Source organism: Microbulbifer thermotolerans, assembly GCF_001617625.1.
Taxonomy (GTDB): Bacteria; Pseudomonadota; Gammaproteobacteria; order Pseudomonadales; family Cellvibrionaceae; genus Microbulbifer; species Microbulbifer thermotolerans.
Genome location: NZ_CP014864.1, coordinates 3,851,717 through 3,870,186, shown reverse-complemented (window position 1 = coordinate 3,870,186; position 18,470 = coordinate 3,851,717). Strand labels below are relative to the sequence as shown.

The 18,470-nt window shown below is 57.9% G+C and carries 17 protein-coding genes; 9 read left to right on the top strand and 8 right to left on the bottom strand.

The annotated features are described in order from the left end of the window. Nucleotide 1 precedes the first annotated feature (1 nt). Together A3224_RS16095 and A3224_RS16090 are read right to left on the bottom strand one after the other, a co-directional pair. On the bottom strand, nucleotides 2-1,294 hold the full coding sequence (locus A3224_RS16095) for a cation:proton antiporter (protein WP_067157000.1): 1,293 nt from the start codon (nucleotides 1,292-1,294) through the stop codon (nucleotides 2-4). A gap of 96 nt (nucleotides 1,295-1,390) precedes the next feature. Beyond that, nucleotides 1,391-2,260, bottom strand: a complete 870-nt coding sequence (locus A3224_RS16090) for a pirin family protein (RefSeq protein WP_067156997.1) — start codon at nucleotides 2,258-2,260, stop codon at nucleotides 1,391-1,393. A gap of 159 nt (nucleotides 2,261-2,419) precedes the next feature. Between A3224_RS16090 and A3224_RS16085 the strand changes: the two genes are divergently transcribed. The 3 genes from A3224_RS16085 (at nucleotide 2,420) to A3224_RS16075 (ending at nucleotide 5,010) form a co-directional block, all read left to right on the top strand. Continuing rightward, nucleotides 2,420-3,307 (top strand): LysR family transcriptional regulator, encoded by an 888-nt coding sequence (locus A3224_RS16085; RefSeq protein WP_067158202.1) that lies wholly within the window; start codon nucleotides 2,420-2,422, stop codon nucleotides 3,305-3,307. Nucleotides 3,308-3,586: 279 nt separating this feature from the next. Next, complete coding sequence (locus tag A3224_RS16080) at nucleotides 3,587-3,982, top strand: DoxX family protein (protein WP_067156995.1); 396 nt, start codon at nucleotides 3,587-3,589, stop codon at nucleotides 3,980-3,982. 56 nt (nucleotides 3,983-4,038) lie between these two features. Then, a complete protein-coding gene (locus A3224_RS16075) occupies nucleotides 4,039-5,010 on the top strand; it encodes a glutathione S-transferase family protein (protein WP_067156992.1) in 972 nt (323 codons plus the stop codon). A 12-nt stretch (nucleotides 5,011-5,022) separates the two neighbouring features. On the opposite strand, the gene A3224_RS16070 is transcribed toward A3224_RS16075, so the two are convergent. Then, the gene (locus A3224_RS16070; protein WP_067156989.1) at nucleotides 5,023-6,282 is read right to left on the bottom strand and encodes a multidrug effflux MFS transporter; all 1,260 of its coding nucleotides are present in this window, start codon (nucleotides 6,280-6,282) and stop codon (nucleotides 5,023-5,025) included. A gap of 149 nt (nucleotides 6,283-6,431) precedes the next feature. After that, complete coding sequence (gene hexR / locus A3224_RS16065) at nucleotides 6,432-7,286, bottom strand: transcriptional regulator HexR (RefSeq protein ID WP_074901752.1); 855 nt, start codon at nucleotides 7,284-7,286, stop codon at nucleotides 6,432-6,434. A gap of 175 nt (nucleotides 7,287-7,461) precedes the next feature. Here hexR and uvrD point away from each other — a divergent pair, with 175 nt between their 5' ends. The 3 genes from uvrD (at nucleotide 7,462) to A3224_RS16050 (ending at nucleotide 11,422) form a co-directional block, all read left to right on the top strand. Continuing rightward, nucleotides 7,462-9,663, top strand: coding sequence for a DNA helicase II (gene uvrD / locus A3224_RS16060; RefSeq protein WP_067156986.1), 2,202 nt, complete (start codon nucleotides 7,462-7,464; stop codon nucleotides 9,661-9,663). Between the two features lie 63 nt (nucleotides 9,664-9,726). After that, entirely contained in the window at nucleotides 9,727-10,248 is a 522-nt protein-coding gene (locus A3224_RS16055) for a DUF3592 domain-containing protein (protein WP_067156983.1), read from the top strand. 22 nt (nucleotides 10,249-10,270) lie between these two features. Further along, nucleotides 10,271-11,422 (top strand): TRAP transporter substrate-binding protein, encoded by a 1,152-nt coding sequence (locus A3224_RS16050; protein ID WP_067156980.1) that lies wholly within the window; start codon nucleotides 10,271-10,273, stop codon nucleotides 11,420-11,422. Between the two features lie 82 nt (nucleotides 11,423-11,504). On the opposite strand, the gene A3224_RS16045 is transcribed toward A3224_RS16050, so the two are convergent. The 4 genes from A3224_RS16045 to A3224_RS16030 all read right to left on the bottom strand — a co-directional run bounded on the left by A3224_RS16045 (nucleotide 11,505) and on the right by A3224_RS16030 (nucleotide 14,436). Continuing rightward, nucleotides 11,505-11,813 carry a hypothetical protein gene (locus A3224_RS16045; protein WP_067156977.1) on the bottom strand — a complete coding sequence of 103 codons (309 nt, stop codon included), beginning with the start codon at nucleotides 11,811-11,813 and terminating at the stop codon, nucleotides 11,505-11,507. 99 nt (nucleotides 11,814-11,912) lie between these two features. Beyond that, nucleotides 11,913-12,308 (bottom strand): acyl-CoA thioesterase, encoded by a 396-nt coding sequence (locus A3224_RS16040; RefSeq protein WP_067156974.1) that lies wholly within the window; start codon nucleotides 12,306-12,308, stop codon nucleotides 11,913-11,915. Nucleotides 12,309-12,502: 194 nt separating this feature from the next. Next, nucleotides 12,503-13,864: a TRAP transporter large permease gene (locus A3224_RS16035; protein WP_067156971.1), complete on the bottom strand. Its 1,362-nt coding sequence runs from the start codon at nucleotides 13,862-13,864 to the stop codon at nucleotides 12,503-12,505. Continuing rightward, complete coding sequence (locus A3224_RS16030; RefSeq protein WP_082817576.1) at nucleotides 13,861-14,436, bottom strand: TRAP transporter small permease subunit; 576 nt, start codon at nucleotides 14,434-14,436, stop codon at nucleotides 13,861-13,863. The genes A3224_RS16035 and A3224_RS16030 overlap by 4 nt, the downstream gene beginning before the upstream one ends. A 175-nt stretch (nucleotides 14,437-14,611) precedes the next feature. Here A3224_RS16030 and A3224_RS16025 point away from each other — a divergent pair, with 175 nt between their 5' ends. From A3224_RS16025 to pstA, 3 genes are all read left to right on the top strand, one after another. Continuing rightward, nucleotides 14,612-15,664 (top strand): PstS family phosphate ABC transporter substrate-binding protein, encoded by a 1,053-nt coding sequence (locus A3224_RS16025; RefSeq protein ID WP_067156968.1) that lies wholly within the window; start codon nucleotides 14,612-14,614, stop codon nucleotides 15,662-15,664. A gap of 132 nt (nucleotides 15,665-15,796) precedes the next feature. Continuing rightward, a complete protein-coding gene (pstC, locus tag A3224_RS16020; RefSeq protein WP_067156965.1) occupies nucleotides 15,797-17,176 on the top strand; it encodes a phosphate ABC transporter permease subunit PstC in 1,380 nt (459 codons plus the stop codon). Beyond that, nucleotides 17,169-18,467, top strand: a complete 1,299-nt coding sequence (pstA, locus tag A3224_RS16015; protein ID WP_067156962.1) for a phosphate ABC transporter permease PstA — start codon at nucleotides 17,169-17,171, stop codon at nucleotides 18,465-18,467. Before pstC ends, pstA begins: the two co-directional genes overlap by 8 nt. Nucleotides 18,468-18,470: the final 3 nt, after the last annotated feature.

Genomic DNA, 18,470 nt, shown 5'->3' with positions numbered 1-18,470 from the left:
GTTACGGTCCCGCCTTCGGCTTTGTTTCCGGTTCGGCGATGCCGCGGCTGCGGCGGATCAGCGGCGCTATGGTGGAGCCCTGCACCACAATGGAGAAGACTACCACGCCATAGGTCATCACTACCCACAGGTGGCGCAGGTCCTGTCCCTGCACCATGGCGTGCCCAGCGGGAATGGACATCGCCAGCGCCAGTGCCAGGCCGCCGCGCAGACCGCCCCAAATGAGAATGCGCTCGGTATAGGGGTGGTAGCGGCGGAAGCGTTTCAGCACAGTGAAGGGAACCGTCACCGCTATGCTGCGGCCCAGCAACACAATGATGATCCCCGCCCCCATGATCAGGTAGTCGAAGGGTTGCAGGTCAATGGTGATAAGGAACAGTCCTACCAGTAGGAAAAGCAGCCCGTTCAAAAAGTCCTCGGTGATGGTCCAAAAATTATCCAGCTCGTGCTGGCTTACCCGGGAGAAGCCGGTCTCTCGGGTGAAGTTGCCGATGATGATGCCACTGACCACCATGGCCAGGGCACCGGACACTCCGAGAACATTGGCCAGGGAGAAGCCGGCGGTGGGAATTACCAGGGTGAGCAGTAGCTCCAGGCTGTGGTCATTGGTGGAACAGATCAACCAGTGAAAGAGGCCGCCAATTGCGAGCCCGAGCACTACGCCGCCAATCGCCTCTAAGGCGAACAGATGCGCCACCGCTGGCAGTGTCGGTTCACCGCCTTCGAAGGCCAGCGCATAGATCACCGCGAAAATCACGATGCCGAAGCCGTCGTTAAACAACGACTCCCCTTCTACCTGTATCGACACCTGCTCCGGGGCCTTTAGGCTTTTGATGATCGCCAGCACGGCGATGGGGTCGGTGGGCGAGATCAGCGCCCCAAACAGCAGGCAATAGACAAAAGCCACCGGCATGCCCACCTGCTGCAGAAACCAATACAGTAATGCGCCCACGGCGAAGGTGGAGATCAGGGTGCCGACCACAGCCAGTAGGCCGATTTCCAGGCGCTGGTTGCGCAGTGCCAGCAGGTCGATGTGCAGGCTGCCGGCGAACAGAAGGAAGCCGAGCATCCCCTTTAACAGCAAGTCTTCCAAGTTCAGCAGTGGCAGCAGCTGATCGGCCCAGGAGCGCAGTTCCACAATGCCCAGCTTGCCCAGGCCAAGCACCACCAGTGACAGGGCCAGGGCACCTGCGGTGATGGCGATGGTGGCCTGGGCGCGCAGTACATATTGGTTCAGAAAGCCGAGAAATACTGAGATGGCGGCCAGAAAACAAAAGGTGTAATAGACTTGCATGCCGCTTGCGGGCTCCGCTTTTGAGAACTTTGGGGATTGCGTACAACCTCGCAGGAGTGGCATGTGGCCGCTCCTGAAGAGAGGAAAAAATGGCTATTAGCCGGTAAGTGTGCCGTTATTGTAGTCGCGCAAGGCCTGCTCGATTTCCTCGCGGCTGTTCATCACGAAAGGCCCGTAGTGGTATACGGGCTCGCGCAGAGGCCGGCCGTGCAGGCACAACAGGCCGGCTCCCTCAGAGTTGGAGTGCAATTGTAACGATTCCCCAGGGCCATACAACAGCATGGTTCCGCGCACAATTGGGCCGAGACCGGTAATCAGGCCCCCGCGGTAGACATAAACCAGCGCGCTGTGCTCCATGGGTAACGGCAACTCGACTTCGCTGTCACCGCGCAAGCGGATATCTGCTGCCGCGGCTTCACTGGAGGCGTCGGTTAGAGGCGCGGCGACTTCCCCGTCGCCGAATGTCCAACGGCCCGCGATCAGGCGGATCAGCGATCCCGCACTGTCCAGCGCCAGTTCCGGAATCTCAGCGGATTGAATATCACGCCATTCGGGCGGGCGCATTTTGTCCGCCGCGGGCATATTGATCCACAGTTGGAAGCCGTGCATCCCCCCATCTCCTTGAACTGGCATCTCGGAGTGCACAATACCGCGCCCGGCGCGCATCCACTGGGCGCCCCCGGCAGACACTGCGCCGCGGTTGCCCAGGTGGTCGCGGTGCTCGAACGCGCCGTTGAGCATATAGGTCAGCGTTTCTATGCCGCGATGAGGGTGGGGTGGAAATCCGGCCATATAGTCATCGGCGTTGTCGGAACGTATTTCGTCCAGCATCAGGAAGGGACTGAATTCCGGGCTGTCGAAGCCCGCTACCCGCTGAATGTTGACACCTGCACCGTCGGCGGACGCGGTGCTCTCGATGCTGCAGATCAGCGGGCGGGCGCCGGACCCTTTCTCAAAATCCACCATAGATAGCTCCAGTCGTGCGTTTGTACGCAGTATAGGCCGATCGTTTCGATTAAAAATGGCAAAAAGTTGCCACTTTTATTCGAATTTATGGACAGGTTGCGTTATACAGAATTGCAGCCGCACGAAAATTTACAACAAGACAAACAAGGGGGGATGTGGATGGCCAAGGTGACGCTGGAACAGTGGCGTATGTTTCAGGCTGTCGTGGAGCACGGCGGCTTTTCCCAGGCAGCCGAGGCGGTGCACAAAAGCCAGTCCTCTATTAATCACGCGGTGCACAAGCTGCAGGAGAGCCTGGGGGTGGCGCTTTTGGAAGTGCGCGGGCGCAAGGCTGAACTGACCGATGCCGGTCGCATTCTGCTGGCGCGCGCCGGCAGCCTGCTGAGCGAGGCCGAGGCGCTGGAGACGGTGGCGGCAAGTCTGGCGGAGGGCGTCGAGGCGGTACTGACCCTGGCGGTGGATGTCATCTTCGACTACGAATGCCTGCTCGGCGCTGTGGAACGCTTTGCCGCAGAGTTTCCCCACACCCGTCTTGAAGTGCGCGAGACGGTGCTGTCCGGTGCCGAGGAGCTGCTGCTTCAACAGCGGGCCGACTTTATTCTCAGCGCGCGGGTGCCTCAGGGATTTGTCGGTGAGCCGGTAGCCCGGGTGCGCTTTCTCCCCGTCGCCCATCCCGAGCACCCGTTGCACCAGCTCGGGCGGCCCGTGCAGCGGGAAGACCTCAAGGCCTGTCGGCAGATAGTACTGCGGGATTCGGCGATCAAAAATCCCCAGGATGACGGCTGGCTGGGCTCCGACCAGCGCATTACGGTGACCAATGTGCAGACCTCCATTGATCTGATCGAGCGCGGGCTGGGCTTTGCCTGGCTGCCGGAGACGCGTATCCGCGAGTCTCTGTCCTCCGACCGCCTGCTGCCGCTGCCGACGGAGGAGTCCTGGGAGCGGGATGTGACTGTCTATCTGGTCTACGCCGACGCAGACCGCTGCGGCCCGGCGGCGGCTTTCCTGATTGATGCCCTGCGCAGTGGATTGGGGCCGCTGGAATAATCCCCCGGAATCCACTGATGAATTCGCATGAGCGCTGTAGTGGGCTTCGGGGTGCTCAGACTGCCTATCCCATCACCTGAGCTACTTATCTGGCCTCGCCGTATCTTTACCGGCTAGAAGCGGATTTATCAGAGGTTCCTTAATCTCAGCCTCTGAGCGAGGTGCCTAAATTTTCGAACATTCTGCGCGAATTTTTGCGGTTTTTTCCACCGTTAAAGGGTCTAGACTGCGCGCAGCTTCACTATTGTTTACGAACCTGTCTCAAGAGAGGGTTCAACGATGACCAATTCCATTTTCTGCGATCTCGCCAAACTGCTCGGCCGCGTGCTGCTGGCGCTGCCATTTATTCTCGCCGGTTGGGCCAAGATCGGCGGCTATGCCGGTACCCAGGCCTATATGGAGAGTGCCGGCGTCCCCGGCATCTTGTTGCCACTGGTGATCATTGTCGAGCTGATCGGCGGCTTGGGCGTGCTGGTGGGTTGGTTTACCCGCTGGTGGGCACTGGCTCTGGCATTTTTTTGCCTGGCCACTGCCATCCTGTTTCATTTCGTGCCCGGCGACCAGGGTGAGATGCAGAGCTTTATGAAAAACATCGCCATCGCTGGCGGTTTCTTCATTCTCGCCTGTGCCGGTGCCGGCAGAATGAGCATGGACCATCATCTGCACAGTAAGTGAGCACATACAATGGGCCCTGACCCGGGCCCCTATTCCGCGGCAACTGGGAGATAGCAATGGGCCTGTTGGTTAAGGGCAAGTGGCAGGATCAGTGGTACGACACCGCAAAGCATCGCGGCGAGTTTGTGCGCGAGGCGGCGCAGCTGCGCAACTGGATCACTGCCGACGGCAGTCCCGGGCCCAGCGGCGAGGGCGGTTTTGCCGCGGAGAAGGGGCGGTACCACCTCTATGTATCCCTGGCCTGCCCCTGGGCCCACCGCACCCTTATCTTTCGCAAACTGAAGGGGCTGGAAGACTACATCAGTGTGTCGATAGTGAGCCCTTACATGCGGGAGCACGGATGGACATTTGCCACTGAAGAGGGGTCCACTGGCGACGCTCTCTACGGTGCCGACTACCTCTATCAGCTCTATATCAGAAACAAGGCAGATTACAGCGGCCGCGTTACCGTCCCGGTACTGTGGGACAAGCAGCGTGCCTGTGTGGTCAGCAATGAATCGTCGGAGATCATCCGCATGTTCAATAGCGCCTTCGACGGCCTGACCGGCAACAGCGCGGACTTTTACCCGCAGGCACTGCGTGGCGATATTGACGCAATTAACGCAACTGTCTACGAAAATGTTAACAACGGTGTCTATCGCGCAGGTTTTGCAACGACACAAGCGGCCTATGAGCACGCCTACAAGCGCCTCTTTGACACCTTGGAGCAGCTTGAGCAACGTCTGGCCAACAACCGTTACCTGTGCGGCGACCGCATTACCGAGGCGGATTGGCGGCTGTTCACCACCCTTGTGCGCTTCGATCCTGTCTACCACGGGCACTTCAAGTGCAATAAGCAGCGGCTGGCGGATTATCCGAACCTATGGGCGTATACGCGCGAGCTCTACCAGTGGCCGGGGGTGGCCGCCACTGTGGATTTCCACCATATCAAGACCCACTACTACGCCAGCCACGCCACCATTAATCCCAGCGGCATAGTGCCTAAGGGGCCAGAGCTAGATTATGCGGCTCCCCACAACCGCAGCTGACACAAAAAGCGCCTAGCGTGGTACGTAGCGCCGCGCAGCAGGCACCGCTACTTCGATTGGCTTCTGTGCGCGGGCGATGAAAACCGCCGCCAGCAGTGCCGCCACGGCACAGCCGAGCATAGCTGCAGCAATAGGGATCAGGGTGCCTGTGTGCAGGCTGTTGACGATACCGCCAAGAAATCCGCCAGTGGTAAAAATGGTGGCACCGTAAAGGGCATTGGCACTGCCGCTGATTTTGGGGAAGAACTCCAGAAAGCAGGCGGCGGCATTGGGTCCGGTGATACCGATACAGGCCATCACCAGCACAAGCGGCACCATCCACAGCGTTATATCCTTTCCTCCCGTCAAGGTGCCCAACAACAAAAGGCCGCAGCCGACCATCTGCAGCAGTATGCCCGCTAGCAGGATATTGCGCGGCTCAAACAGGTTTAGCAGGCGGATATTTACCTGCACCATGCAGATCAGCCCCAACACACAGACACCAAAATACAGCGGAAACTGACTGGCCGGCACCTCGAAATAGCGCATAAAGACGAAAGGTGCTGTGGTGACATAGATAAACATGGCACCGCTGACGCAAGCTTGGGCGGCGAGAAATCCCAGTGCGCGGCGGTTGCCCATCACTTGGCCGTAGCTTTCAATCAGCGACTTCATCGGTTTGCGCTGGCGCCGCGCGCGGGAGAAGCGCGATACCGTTTCAGGTAACAGGAACTGCACCAGCATCAGCATTGCCGCAGCATATATCAACAAGAAGATAAAGATGCTCTGCCAGTCGAAGGTCGCGAGTAACATGGAGCCAATCACGGGAGCCACCAGCGGCGCCACCAGCATCATAGTGCTGATCATGGAGATGATCTTAGCTGCCTCCCGTCCACTGTGTAGATCGCGCACTATGGCTGCGCATATCACGGTGGCGAAGCCTCCGCCGATAGCCTGCAGGAAGCGCAGAATGATCAACTGGTCCACATGGTTCGTGAACAACACCAACGCAGAGGAGGCAATGTAAATACCGAGCCCGATGGTACCCACCAGCCGCCTTCCCCAGCGGTCGGATAAAGGTCCGCCGAACAGTTGACCGATGGCGAATCCGAGCAAGAAACTGGATACAGAGTGCTGTACCCGCGCCACCACCGTATTCAGCGCCTCGGCCATAGCCGGGATTGCCGGAAGGTAGCTGTCTATCGAAAGGGGGGTCAGTGCTACCAGTATCGCCAGCCATACTGCCAGCCAACGTGGTGGTGTTTTGTCAGTGCGTGTCGCAGCGGGACTCATAAATCGACTCTGGTACAGCTTGGTGAAAGCGGGATACAGGGGGGGAGCGGCCGGAAATTGGGCTTATACTTCGCGGGGCGCCATGTTAGCGGCGGGTGGCCGCTTACGCCAGCGGCCTTGGAAAAAATGGTAACAGCGGTGCTGAGGGGTCAGTGCTTATCTTCGCGCAGCGTATAGAGACCCTGCTTGAGTTTCATCAAGTGATCCTGCAGCTGTGGGCCCTTGCGCTGGGCAACACCAATGGCGAGCACGTCGATTACCACCAGATGGGCGATACGGGACGACAGCGGCGTGTAGATCTCTATGTCTTCTTCCACGTCCACCTCCAGGGGGATGCTGGCCTGATGGGCTACCGGGGAGCCACTAGGTGCCAAACCGATCACCGTGGCGCCCTGCTCCTTGGCCATGCCCATAGAGCGCAGCAGTGCCTTGGTGCGCCCACTCTGAGAGATAGCTACCACCACGTCACCGGGCCCCATGGACATGGCGGACATATTTTGGATGTGATGATCCGAGTGGGCGGCGGTGGCCAGTTGCAGGCGGAAGAACTTGTGTTGGGCGTCGGCGGCCACGGCGCCGGAGGCGCCGAAGCCAAAGAATTCGACCCGCGTGGCGGATGCGATGGCGGTGACTGCCGCTTCCAGGGCGCGGTTGTCGATTTTGTCCCGTACGTTGAGCAGCGTATCCACCGTGGAATCGAACACCTTGCGCTTGTATTCGGCGATGGTGTCCGTATCGGTCACCGCTATCTGACCAAAACTGGGGCTGGAGGCCAGTTGTTGTGCCAGGTTCAGTTTAAATTCCTGGAATCCTGAGCAACCCACTGCCCGGCAGAAGCGCACCACTGTCGGCTCGCTGACCTGAGCCTCGGTGGCCAGATCCACAATGCGCATATGGATGATTTCGTCTGGGTGGGCGAGGATATACTCCGCCACCTTGCGCTCAGATTTGCGCATGGAGGACAGATGATCGCTGATTTTCTGCGTGACTTCCGCCGGTTTCACTGGACTTCCTTCTACAAGCCGGACTGCGCAGTTTAGCCCCAAGCTTGGTTACTGGCGAGTGGCTCGGACTTGCGCGGGGCCGCGGCGTTGGAATCACTATACTTTTTCATCCCCACTCCCCAAACCTGTTTATTTCTACAGGACTGCCCTGTCGCCTCTGATACAATCCCCGCCCATGGACGTATCTCTGATTCTAGATCCCCTTAACGACGCCCAGCGCGAGGCCGTAGCTGCGCCCCCGGGCAATCAGTTGGTACTGGCAGGCGCCGGTTCCGGCAAAACCCGCGTATTGGTACACCGCATCGCCTGGTTGATGCAGGTGGAGGGGGCCTCCCCCTACTCTATCCTCGCGGTGACCTTCACCAACAAGGCGGCCCGCGAGATGCGCGCGCGCATTGAAGATCTGTTGGGAGTAAACACCTTTGGCATGTGGGTGGGCACCTTTCACGGTTTGGCACACCGTCTGCTCAAGGCCCACTGGCAGGAGGCCAGGCTGCCGCAGAACTTCCAGATTTTAGACAGCGACGACCAACTGCGCCTGATCAAGCGGGTGCAGAACGACCTGCAGCTGGACGAGAAAAAATGGCCGCCGCGGGAAACCCAATGGTGGATCGGTGCGCAAAAGGACGAAGGCCGGCGCCCCCAGTATATTCAGGCTGGCGGCGATCAGTGGCTGCAGACGATGGTGCGTATCTATTTCGCCTACGAAGAGGCTTGCCAGCGCGGTGGCCTGGTGGATTTCGGTGAACTGCTGTTGCGCGCCCACGAACTGTTGCGAGACAACGACGCGGTGCTGGCCCACTACCGCCGCCGCTTCCCCTTTATCCTGGTGGACGAATTCCAGGATACCAACACCATTCAATACGCTTGGTTGCGCCTGCTGGCCGGAGACCAGTGCCATATCACCGCGGTGGGGGACGACGACCAGTCCATTTACGGCTGGCGCGGTGCCAAGATCGAGAATATTCAGCATTTTGCCCAGGATAGGCGCGATGTGCAGACGGTGCGTCTGGAACAGAACTACCGCTCCACCGCCACCATTCTCAACGCTGCCAATGCGGTGATATCCCACAATACCGGGCGATTGGGCAAGGAGCTGTGGACCGAGGGCGAGGAAGGCGATCCGATATCCCTCTATGCGGCCTACAACGAGCAGGACGAAGCGCGCTTTATCGTTGAACGGGTGAAAGACTGGGTGCGCGATGGCAACCGCCGCGACAGCGTGGCGATCCTCTACCGCTCCAACGCCCAGTCGCGGGTACTGGAAGAGGCGCTGTTGCGCGAGCAGGTGCCCTACCGCATCTACGGGGGCCAGCGTTTCTACGAGCGCATGGAAATCAAGAATGCCCTCTCCTATATGCGCCTGATCTCCAACCGCGACGACGATACGGCCTTCGAGCGCGTGGTTAATACACCGACCCGCGGCATAGGTGCGCGCACTGTGGATACAGTGCGCGCCTACGCCCGCGAACACGGTTGTTCCCTGTGGCAGGCATCCAGGCAAATGCTGCAACAGCGGTTGCTGGCAGCCCGTGCCGGCAATGCATTGCAGTCGTTCCTCGACCTTGTTAATCAACTCGCTGCCAACGCCGAAGACAAATTGCTCGAAGCCATTGCCGAGGATGTGATCGAGACCAGCGGTCTGCTCGAATTCCACAGCAAAGAGAAAGGTGAAAAGGGCCAGACGCGGGTGGAGAACCTGAAAGAACTGGTCAGCGCCTGCCGAGCCTTCGAAGGTATTGATGTCGTCGAGGGGGAGGACGAGGAAGAGCGTCCACTGCTCGACCAGTTCCTCGATAGTGCCGCTCTCGACGCCGGTGAAGGTCAGGCGGATGAATTTGAGGATGCCGTACAGCTGATGACTCTGCACTCGGCAAAGGGGCTCGAATTCCCCTTGGTGTTTATGAGCGGTGTGGAGGAGAACCTGTTTCCGAACAAAATGTCGATGCAGGAACCGGGGCGCATGGAGGAGGAGCGGCGCCTCTGCTACGTGGGCATCACCCGCGCCATGCAAAAACTCTATATCACCTATGCGGAAAACCGTCGCCTTTTTGGCTCCGAGACCTATAACAGTCCGTCGCGCTTTATCGGCGAGATCCCGGCGGAACTGGTGCACGAAGTGCGCCTGAAAACTGAGATCTCGCGCCCGCTCTTCCAGCCGGACTACGGCAAGGTCGGCAAGCTCTCCGACCCGCCGCCGGACTTTGACGACCTGCCCCCACTGGCCCTCGGTGGGCGCGTCGAACATCCAAAATTTGGCGAGGGCACAGTGATACAGTTCGAAGGCAGTGGGCCTCGTGCGCGAGTGCAGGTCAACTTCGACGACGCGGGAAGCAAGTGGCTGGTGGTGGCTATGGCCAAGTTGCAGCCGCTTTAGTTCTGTCCTCTTTGCTGGAGGGACAGGAACGAATTGATTGGGGATCAAGAATATTAAATAAAAATGATTCTAAAGTTATTTTCAGTACTGATCCCGATGTTTCTTATAGCGACTGGTTTTCTACAGACGTTCATTTATTTGAAGCTTAAGAAAACCTTTAACAATTGGCCGAATGTCACAGCGAGAATTACATACTCACGTTTCTTGAATCAGCTCGATGTTGATGGGCGAAAAATGGTTGAAGCCATAATTGCTTTCGAATATACGTTCCGTGGGAAGTCATACAGGTCGGAGACACCTGTACTACGTGGTTATGATTTATTTCCAGATTTTGATTATGAAAAGAATCTCACCAAGAAGTATCAAGTGGGTGATTTAGTAAATGCTAGAGTTCACCCGAAGGTTAACTCTGTTGCTTATTTGGAAGTGGCCCCACTGAGTCGACTCAGTACAGTGTTAGTTCCTTTAATGATTTTTTTAAGTATAGGATTTATTGTGGCCCTAAAACTTGGATATATCTCTGAAGTTTATGAATATCTGAGGCTGCAATTTGAACTGGCAACTTACCAGCCAGACAGAATATGACATAAAGAAAATACACAAGAATATGACAAAGAAAATAAACTGGTATCCGGCAATTATCCTCGGCCTTCTCGCCTTGTTGGTTATTACCTTTGGTGCCCTGGTTGCCTCCCGCGCAACCCAGGGGCCAGTAAAGCATTTCACCGAGGGCGGTGAACGGGAAATCTTCGAATGGAAACTCGTCACCACCTGGCCGAAAAATTTCCCCGGCCTTGGCAGCGCGCCGCAGCGCTTTGCGGAGAATGTCGAGCGGATGTCCGGCGGGCGCATGAAGATCAAGGTCTACGGCGCCGGTGAGCTGGTCCCGGCCATGGGTGTGTTCGGTGCCGTCTCCGAGGGGGCCGCGCAGATGGGCCACGGAGCCGCCTATTACTGGAAAGGCAAAGTTCCGGCCGCGCAATTTTTTACCGCGGTGCCCTTTGGCTTAAATGCCCAGGAGATGAACGGCTGGCTGCACTACGGTGGCGGGCTGGAGCTGTGGGAAGAAGTCTACGCACCCTTCAACCTGATTCCCCTTGCCGGCGGTTCCACCGGTGTGCAGATGGCGGGCTGGTTTAACAAAGAGATCAACTCTGTTGAAGATCTCAAAGGTTTGAAAATGCGGATTCCGGGATTAGGCGGTGAGGTGCTGAGCCGGGCGGGTGGTATTGCCGTCAATATTCCCGGCGGCGAGGTGTATACTGCGCTGCAGACGGGTGTGATCGATGCCACTGAATGGGTCGGCCCTTACAATGACCTAGCCTTCGGTTTCTACCAGATCGCCGACTACTACTATTATCCCGGCTGGCACGAGCCGGGCTCCATCCTCGAGTTTATCGTTAACAAAACTGCTTTCGAAAAACTGCCGGAAGATTTACAGGCAATTGTCCGCACCGCCGCACGCGCAGCCAACCAAGATATGCTCGACGAATACACGGCGCGCAACAACCGCGCGCTGGTCGAATTGGTGGAAAAGCACGGAGTACAGCTCAAGCGGCTGCCGGATGATGTGATTGCACACCTGCAAAAAATCAGCACTCAGCTTCTGCAAGAGACAGCGGCGGAAGACCCGCAATTTGCCCGTGTCTATAAAGCCTTCAAGGAATTTGAAGGTAATGTGCTGCCTTATCACCAAGTCAGTGAAGAAGCTTATTATAAGGCTAGGAAACTGGAAGATTCTGTGTTGTCAGAAGACTGACAACACACAACTTGTTTGGTTTATCCTGCGGCTTGGTTGCAGTGCTACAGAGTGAGACTGGTATACCTTAGTTGTTGCGGATTTAGGAACTTTGGTTTTTCTGTGTGTCGGTGTCATCCTGAGGCAGAGGAATAAACTTCACCAGCAGCAACTTATAGACCAAGGCTCCGGCCAGAAGCATATAAAAGAAATACCGACCCGCCAACTCAGCAACCAGCGGATGCACGTCTAGTAGAAATGCAGCTATTCCTAAGACAATAAAACCTAAAAGGAAACTTCCCAACCTCACAAGGATCGCATACCACTTATTGCGGATTCTCCGCGCAAGGGCCATGCCTGCATAAAAGGTGACTGTGGAAAAAAAAGCAATGCATAGTGCGGTAATAGCCATCTTTCACTTCCTTGAGGTTTCCAGGCAGAAATTGGGTGAAATATCGCCTCTGAAATCAGGTTCAGCTTCTGCTGTTTTTTGTCAGATTTATCACTCTACTTAGCGCTGCGGCAGCGGCCGGGTGCGCCCGTGGTCGTCGATGGCGACAAAGACAAACTCGCCCTCGGTGACCTTTACCTGCTCGCCGGAATCCACCCGGGTCAGCCAGACTTCCACCATGGTGCGTATTGAAGAGCGGCCCACTTCCAGGGCTTCGGCATAGCAGCTGACGGTGGAGCCCACAGGTACCGGGCGCAGAAATACCATGCTACCTACAGCGACGGTGGTTACACGACCACGAGCAATACTCTGGGCCAGAATGGCGCCGGCGGTGTCCATTTGAGACATCAGCCAACCGGCAAATACGTCGCCCTGCGGGTTGGTGTCCCGGGGCATAGCTTGGGTCTGCAGCGTCAGGGTGCCTGTGGGCTGTGGGTTTTCATCGAGTGCGGACATCGACTGCTCACGAATTGTTAGACTTATAGGCTTCCGCGGCATTGCGGGTGGCGCATTCTAGCACAAAGTGGACAGCAAATAGACAACTGTCTGTGGAGAAAAATCCGCCTTATTTGAAGAATCGCGCGACTAAAAAAGTACCCCGAAGCGCCCCGAAACCAACCAAATCCTTCCACGAATGAATCAAAGCCTCCCTAAGACAAGCGTCCCGGCAGCCAAGTAGCCAGTTCCGGCCACAAGGCGAGGGCGCAGAGCAGCAGCAGCTGTATGGCGATAAATGGCACTACTCCCCGGTAGATGGCGCCGGTGGCCACTTCCTCCGGCGCCACGCCACGGAGGTAGAAAAGCGCGAAGCCGAAAGGTGGGGTCAGAAAGGAAGTTTGCAGGTTGATGGCAATCATAATGCCCAGCCACACCGGGTCCACGCCCATGGCTAACAATACCGGGCCGACGATGGGCACCACCACGAAAGTGATCTCGATAAAGTCGAGGATAAATCCGAGCAGGAAGATCACCACCATGACCAGCAGCGTCGCGCCCACAACACCGCCGGGCAGACTGTTGAAGATGCCGGTCACCAACTCCTCGCCATCGTAGCCGCGGAACACCAGTGAAAACAGCGATGCGCCGATCAGTATCGCGAACACCATGGCGCTCACCTGCAGAGTATTGCGCCCTACTTCGCCAGCGCGATTCCAGCTCAAGGCACCGCGGCTCCAGGCAAGAATTCCAGCGCCCAGTGCGCCGACAGCGGCCGCCTCAGTGGGCGTGGCGGCGCCGCTGATAATAGAGCCCAATACCAGCAGCATCAGTACGATGGGCGGCAGCAGACTCTTCAGTGTATGTGTCAGATCTACGGATTCACTTTCACCCGCTGGCGCTACAACCGGTTCTCGCCGGGCGACGAACAACAGGTAGACGATATAAGCGGCCACCAGCAGCAGCCCGGGCACTATAGCGCCGATAAACAGATCGCCGACACTAACCGGCTGTGGATTGAAAATCCCCGCCGACAATTGTGCTTGCTGGTAGGCGTTGGAGAGAGTATCGCCCAGCAGCACTAGGGCAATGGATGGCGGGATGATTTGCCCTAAAGTGCCGGTGGCGCAGATGGTGCCGGTGGCGAGTCCTGCCGGGTAGCCATTGCGCAACATGGTGGGTAGGGACATCAGCCCCATGGTCACCACCGTGGCGCCCACAATACCGGTGCTGGCGGCCAATAGGGCGCCGACTACCACCACCGATACCGCCATGCCGGCCGGCAGTCGCGCAAACACTTTGGCGAGGTTGACCAACAAATCCTCCGCAATACGCGCCCGCTCCAGCATTACCCCCATCAGTACAAACAGCGGCACCGCCATCAGGGTGCCGTTCTGCATGATGCCGTAGAGGCGGTCGGGAAAGGCGCGCAGCAATTCGGGATTGAATATGCCGAACACAATGCCCAGGCCGGCGGCCGCAAGCGCGGTGCCACCGAGGGTAAAAGCCACCGGGTAGCCGAACATCAGTGCCCCGCAGACGGCGGCGAACATTAACAGCGGTATCAACTCCGTCACGCGCTGGCCTCCTCTATGTTGTGGCTGGGTATTGACGCGGGTGCCGGAGGGGGATTGGTGCTCGTGGTCTCGTGCATCAACTGTGTCAGGGCGCGAGCGAATTCCGCCAAGCCGGCGAGAGCCAGGGTCAGGGCCGAGAGCGGGATCAGGCTTTTCAAGAGGAAGACTCCGGGCAGACCGCCGGCGCTGGAACTGGATTCCAACACCGCCCAGCTATTGGCCGCGAACTGCCAACTGCCCACACAGATAAAGGCACACAGGGGCAGTAGAAACACCAGAGTGCCGACCGCATTGACCCAGGCTTTTCCCCGCGGCCCCATGCGGCGGTAGAAAACATCCACGCGCACATGGGCGCCAGCGTGCAATGCGTAGGCCAGTCCCAGCATAAAGGCTGAGCCGTGCAGATAGATAACGGCGTCTTGCAGGGCCACTGATCCGCCGTGAAATACATAACGCAAAATCACCACGGCACTTTGCAGCAGTGCCATCGCCAGGGTGAACCAGCCGAGCAGTTGACCAGCGCCGCTGGCCAGCCGGTCTAGGGCGCGTGCGCCCCGGAGCAAGAGGGACATGGGGAACTCTCTCAACGCATTTTATTCTTTGACCCGAAGCCTAACCTTTAGGCGGTTTGTGTGCCAACCGGGCGGGATGACCAGCTGTAACCTTTTTGTCATCTTCCATTCATAGAATCATCACCCGTTATTCCTAGCATCGCTGCAAGAACTGAAAACACACATTGGAGTCAGCATGAACAAGCGCATTTTGGCCTCTACCCTGGCGGCAGTGACCATCGCCGCATCTCAGATGGCCATGGCCGCCCGCGACCACATCAGTATCGTAGGCTCATCTACGGTATACCCTTTTACAACCACCGTGGCCGAACGTTTCAGCCGTGCGACCAAGTTCAAGACACCAGTGGTGGAGTCCACCGGCACTGGTGGCGGCATGAAGTTGTTTTGCCAGGGGGTGGGTGAAAATACCGCCGACATTACGGGGGCGTCCCGCCGCATCAAGCAGTCCGAATTGGATATGTGTCACAGCAATGGTGTCGAGGTGGTGGAAATACAGATCGGATTCGACGGAATCGTCCTGGCGAACGCTAAAAGTGCAGCGTCTTTCAAGTTGTCCCGCAAGGAAATTTTTCTGGCCCTGGCCAAAGAAGTGCCCAACCCGGACGGTTCCGAGACCCTGGTTCCCAACCCCTATAAGACATGGAAGGACGTGAATCCGGCCCTGCCCAATACCCGCATAGAAGTGCTGGGGCCGCCCCCGACTTCCGGAACCCGCGACGCCTTTGCGGAGCTGGGATTGGAGGGGGGCTGTAAATCTTTCGCTTGGATTGCGGCCAAGAAAAAGACCGATAAAAACACCTACAAAGCGATCTGCCACACAGTGCGTGAAGACGGTGCGTATATCGAGGCCGGCGAAAACGACAACCTGATCGTAAACAAGCTGGTGGCCAACCCGGATGCTTTAGGTGTATTCGGTTTCAGCTTCCTGGATCAGAACTCGGACAAAGTACAGGGCACAGTAATCGAGGGCAAGGCGCCGACCTTTGAGTCCATTGCCGATCAGAGCTATCCGATTTCCCGCCCACTATTTATCTATGTGAAGAAGGCACACGCCGATGTGATTCCCGGCATTAAGCCATTCCTGGCGGAGTTCACCAGTGAGCGCGCCTGGGGCGAGGATGGTTACCTGGCTGACAAGGGCATGATTTCACTGCCCACCGCCAAGCGTCGTCAGGTCGCCGCCGATGTACGCGAGCTGAATGTGCTGACGGATCTGTCGGAAAACTAAGGCTCGGAAAAGCAGTAGGTAAATGGAACTACCGGCCAGGCCCAGGGGGCCTGGTTTTGTTTTTTCTGAATTCCATGCAACCGCAACAAAAAGCCCGGATAATGCCGGCAAATTTTTAAGTTGAATGGACCAATGCAAACATCCACCCTGTTCGCCCTGCTGTTGCTGTTGATACTGGTGGCCTACGGTGCCGGTATCAGCCGCGCGCTGACGGTCGCGCATAAGCGCGGTGGTCTGCGCAAGCTGGCCGCGTTGCCCGGTTATTACGGTTCCTACACTGCGCTCTGGTGTGGGCTTCCGGCGCTGCTGCTGCTGGGTACTTGGCTGATTTTCGATGACGCCATTATCCGCGCACTGGTCATGGACCGTATCGCCGATAAGCCGGACACAATCGCCGGGCAGAACCTGCTTTATGCGCAGATTCAAAACCTGGCCTCCGGCCGCCTGATCGGCGACGCCGCGCCACAGTTGCAGGAAGCCGCTTTGCAATTGAATCGCCTGCGCACTGGTTCGCGCAACCTGCAGGCGGCCCTGAGTCTGATTCTGGCGGTGGGGCTCGGCGCCTTCGCGCTATTGCGCTTCTCTCCCGAATTGCGTGCGCGCGAAAAGGTGGAACAAGTATTGCGCTGGGTGCTGCTCACCTGCGCCTGCGCGGCAATTTTCACAACGGTCGGCATATTGTTGTCAGTGCTCTTTGAATCCCTGCGCTTTTTCCAGACAGTGCCGCTGACGGAATTTCTTTTCGGCCTGCACTGGAGTCCGCAGATGGCTCTGCGCGCCGACCAGGTGGGATCCAGTGGCGCCTTCGGTGCCGTGCCGCTGATCACGGGTACGCTGATGGTCTCTGTGATCGCCATGTTCGTGGCTGTGCCGGTGGGATTGATGTCCGCCATCTACTTGGCTGAGTACGCCAGCAAGCGGGTGCGTGCCCTGGCCAAGCCGGTGTTGGAAATTCTCGCTGGCGTGCCCACGGTGGTTTACGGCTTTTTCGCCGCCCTGACGGTGGCACCCTTTGTGCGTGATCTGGCGGCCAGCCTGGGGCTGCAGGCCTCCAGCGAAAGTGCGCTGGCCGCGGGGCTGGTTATGGGGGTGATGATTATTCCGTTTGTCTCTTCCCTGTCCGATGATGTCATCAACGCCGTGCCCCAGTCTCTGCGCGACGGCGCCCTGGGCCTGGGTTCCACCCGCTCGGAGACGGTGCGCAAGGTAGTGATTCCGGCGGCGTTGCCCGGCATCGTCGGCGGGGTATTGCTGGCGGTGTCCCGCGCGATCGGCGAAACCATGATTGTGGTGATGGCCGCGGGCTTGACCGCCAATCTGACCGCCAACCCACTGGAATCCGTAACCACCGTAACGGTGCAGATTGTTACTCTGCTGGTGGGCGACCAGGAGTTCGACAGTCCCAAAACCCTGGCCGCATTTGCCCTGGGCTTGATGCTGTTCATTTCCACTTTGATGCTGAACTTTGTTGCCCTGCATGTGGTGAAAAAATATCGGGAACAATATGACTGATACAAACCGGAATTTGACTCAGGAGCAGGTGCGCCAGCGCATCGAACAGCACCTCGCCAGTCGCCACCGCAAGGAAAAAGTGTTTCGCGGTCTGGGCATTGCCAGTGTCGCCTTTGGCATACTCGCCGTGCTGGTGCTTTTCACTGATATCATCAGCAAAGGCAGCGGCGCTTTTGTGCAGAGCGCCATACAGCTGGAGGTGACCTACGATCCGCTTGTGCTCGGCATCGACAAGGTGGACGAGGAGAGCCTGACCTGGGCCAACTTTACCGGGGTGATCCGCGAGGCGTTGCGCGAGCGTTTCCCCAAGGTGCAGAGTCGCAGCGAGAAGCGCGAACTCTACAGCTTGGTATCCTCCGGCGCCCCCTTTACACTGCGCAAGCGGTTGCAATCCGACCCAGAGCTGCTGGGTAAGACACAGACCGTCTGGCTGACGGCCGACGACGATGTGGATACTTTCGTGAAAAGCCTTTCCGACTCCAAGGAGGGATTTCGCGGTCGCACGTCGGATCAAAAGGCCGAGTGGATACAACAGCTGATCGACAGCGGCGAGCTGAAGAAGCGTTTTAATACCACCTTTTTCACCCAGGGAGATTCCCGCGAACCGGAACAGGCGGGCATCCGCGCCGCGTTGCTGGGTTCCTTTTTCACCTTGCTAGTGACACTGGTGCTGTCCTTCCCGATTGGCGTGGCGGCCGCCATATACCTGGAAGAGTATGCGCCTAAGAACAAGTGGACGGACTTGATCGAGGTAAATATCAACAACCTCGCCGCGGTGCCGTCTATCGTCTTTGGCCTGCTGGGACTGGCGATTTTTATTAACTTCTTCGAGCTGCCGCGTTCGGCGCCGCTGGTGGGCGGTTTGGTGCTGACCTTGATGACCCTGCCCACCATTATTATCTCCAGCCGCGCGGCGCTCAAAGCTGTACCGCCCTCGATCCGCGAAGCGGCACTGGGGCTGGGTGCCTCCCGCATGCAGACCATATTCCACCACGTGTTGCCGCTGGCAATGCCGGGGATGCTCACCGGTGCCATCATCGGCATGGCCCAGGCGCTGGGTGAGACGGCGCCGCTGTTAATGATCGGCATGGTGGCCTTTATCGTCGACGTGCCCACTGGCATTACCGACCCCGCCACTGTGCTGCCGGTACAGATTTTTCTCTGGGCGGACAGCCCCGAGCGCGCCTTTGTGGAGCGCACTTCCGCGGCGATCATGGTGCTGCTCAGTTTCCTGATCGCAATGAACACCGCAGCGGTACTGCTGCGCAAGAAACTCGAGCGCCGCTGGTAGCGG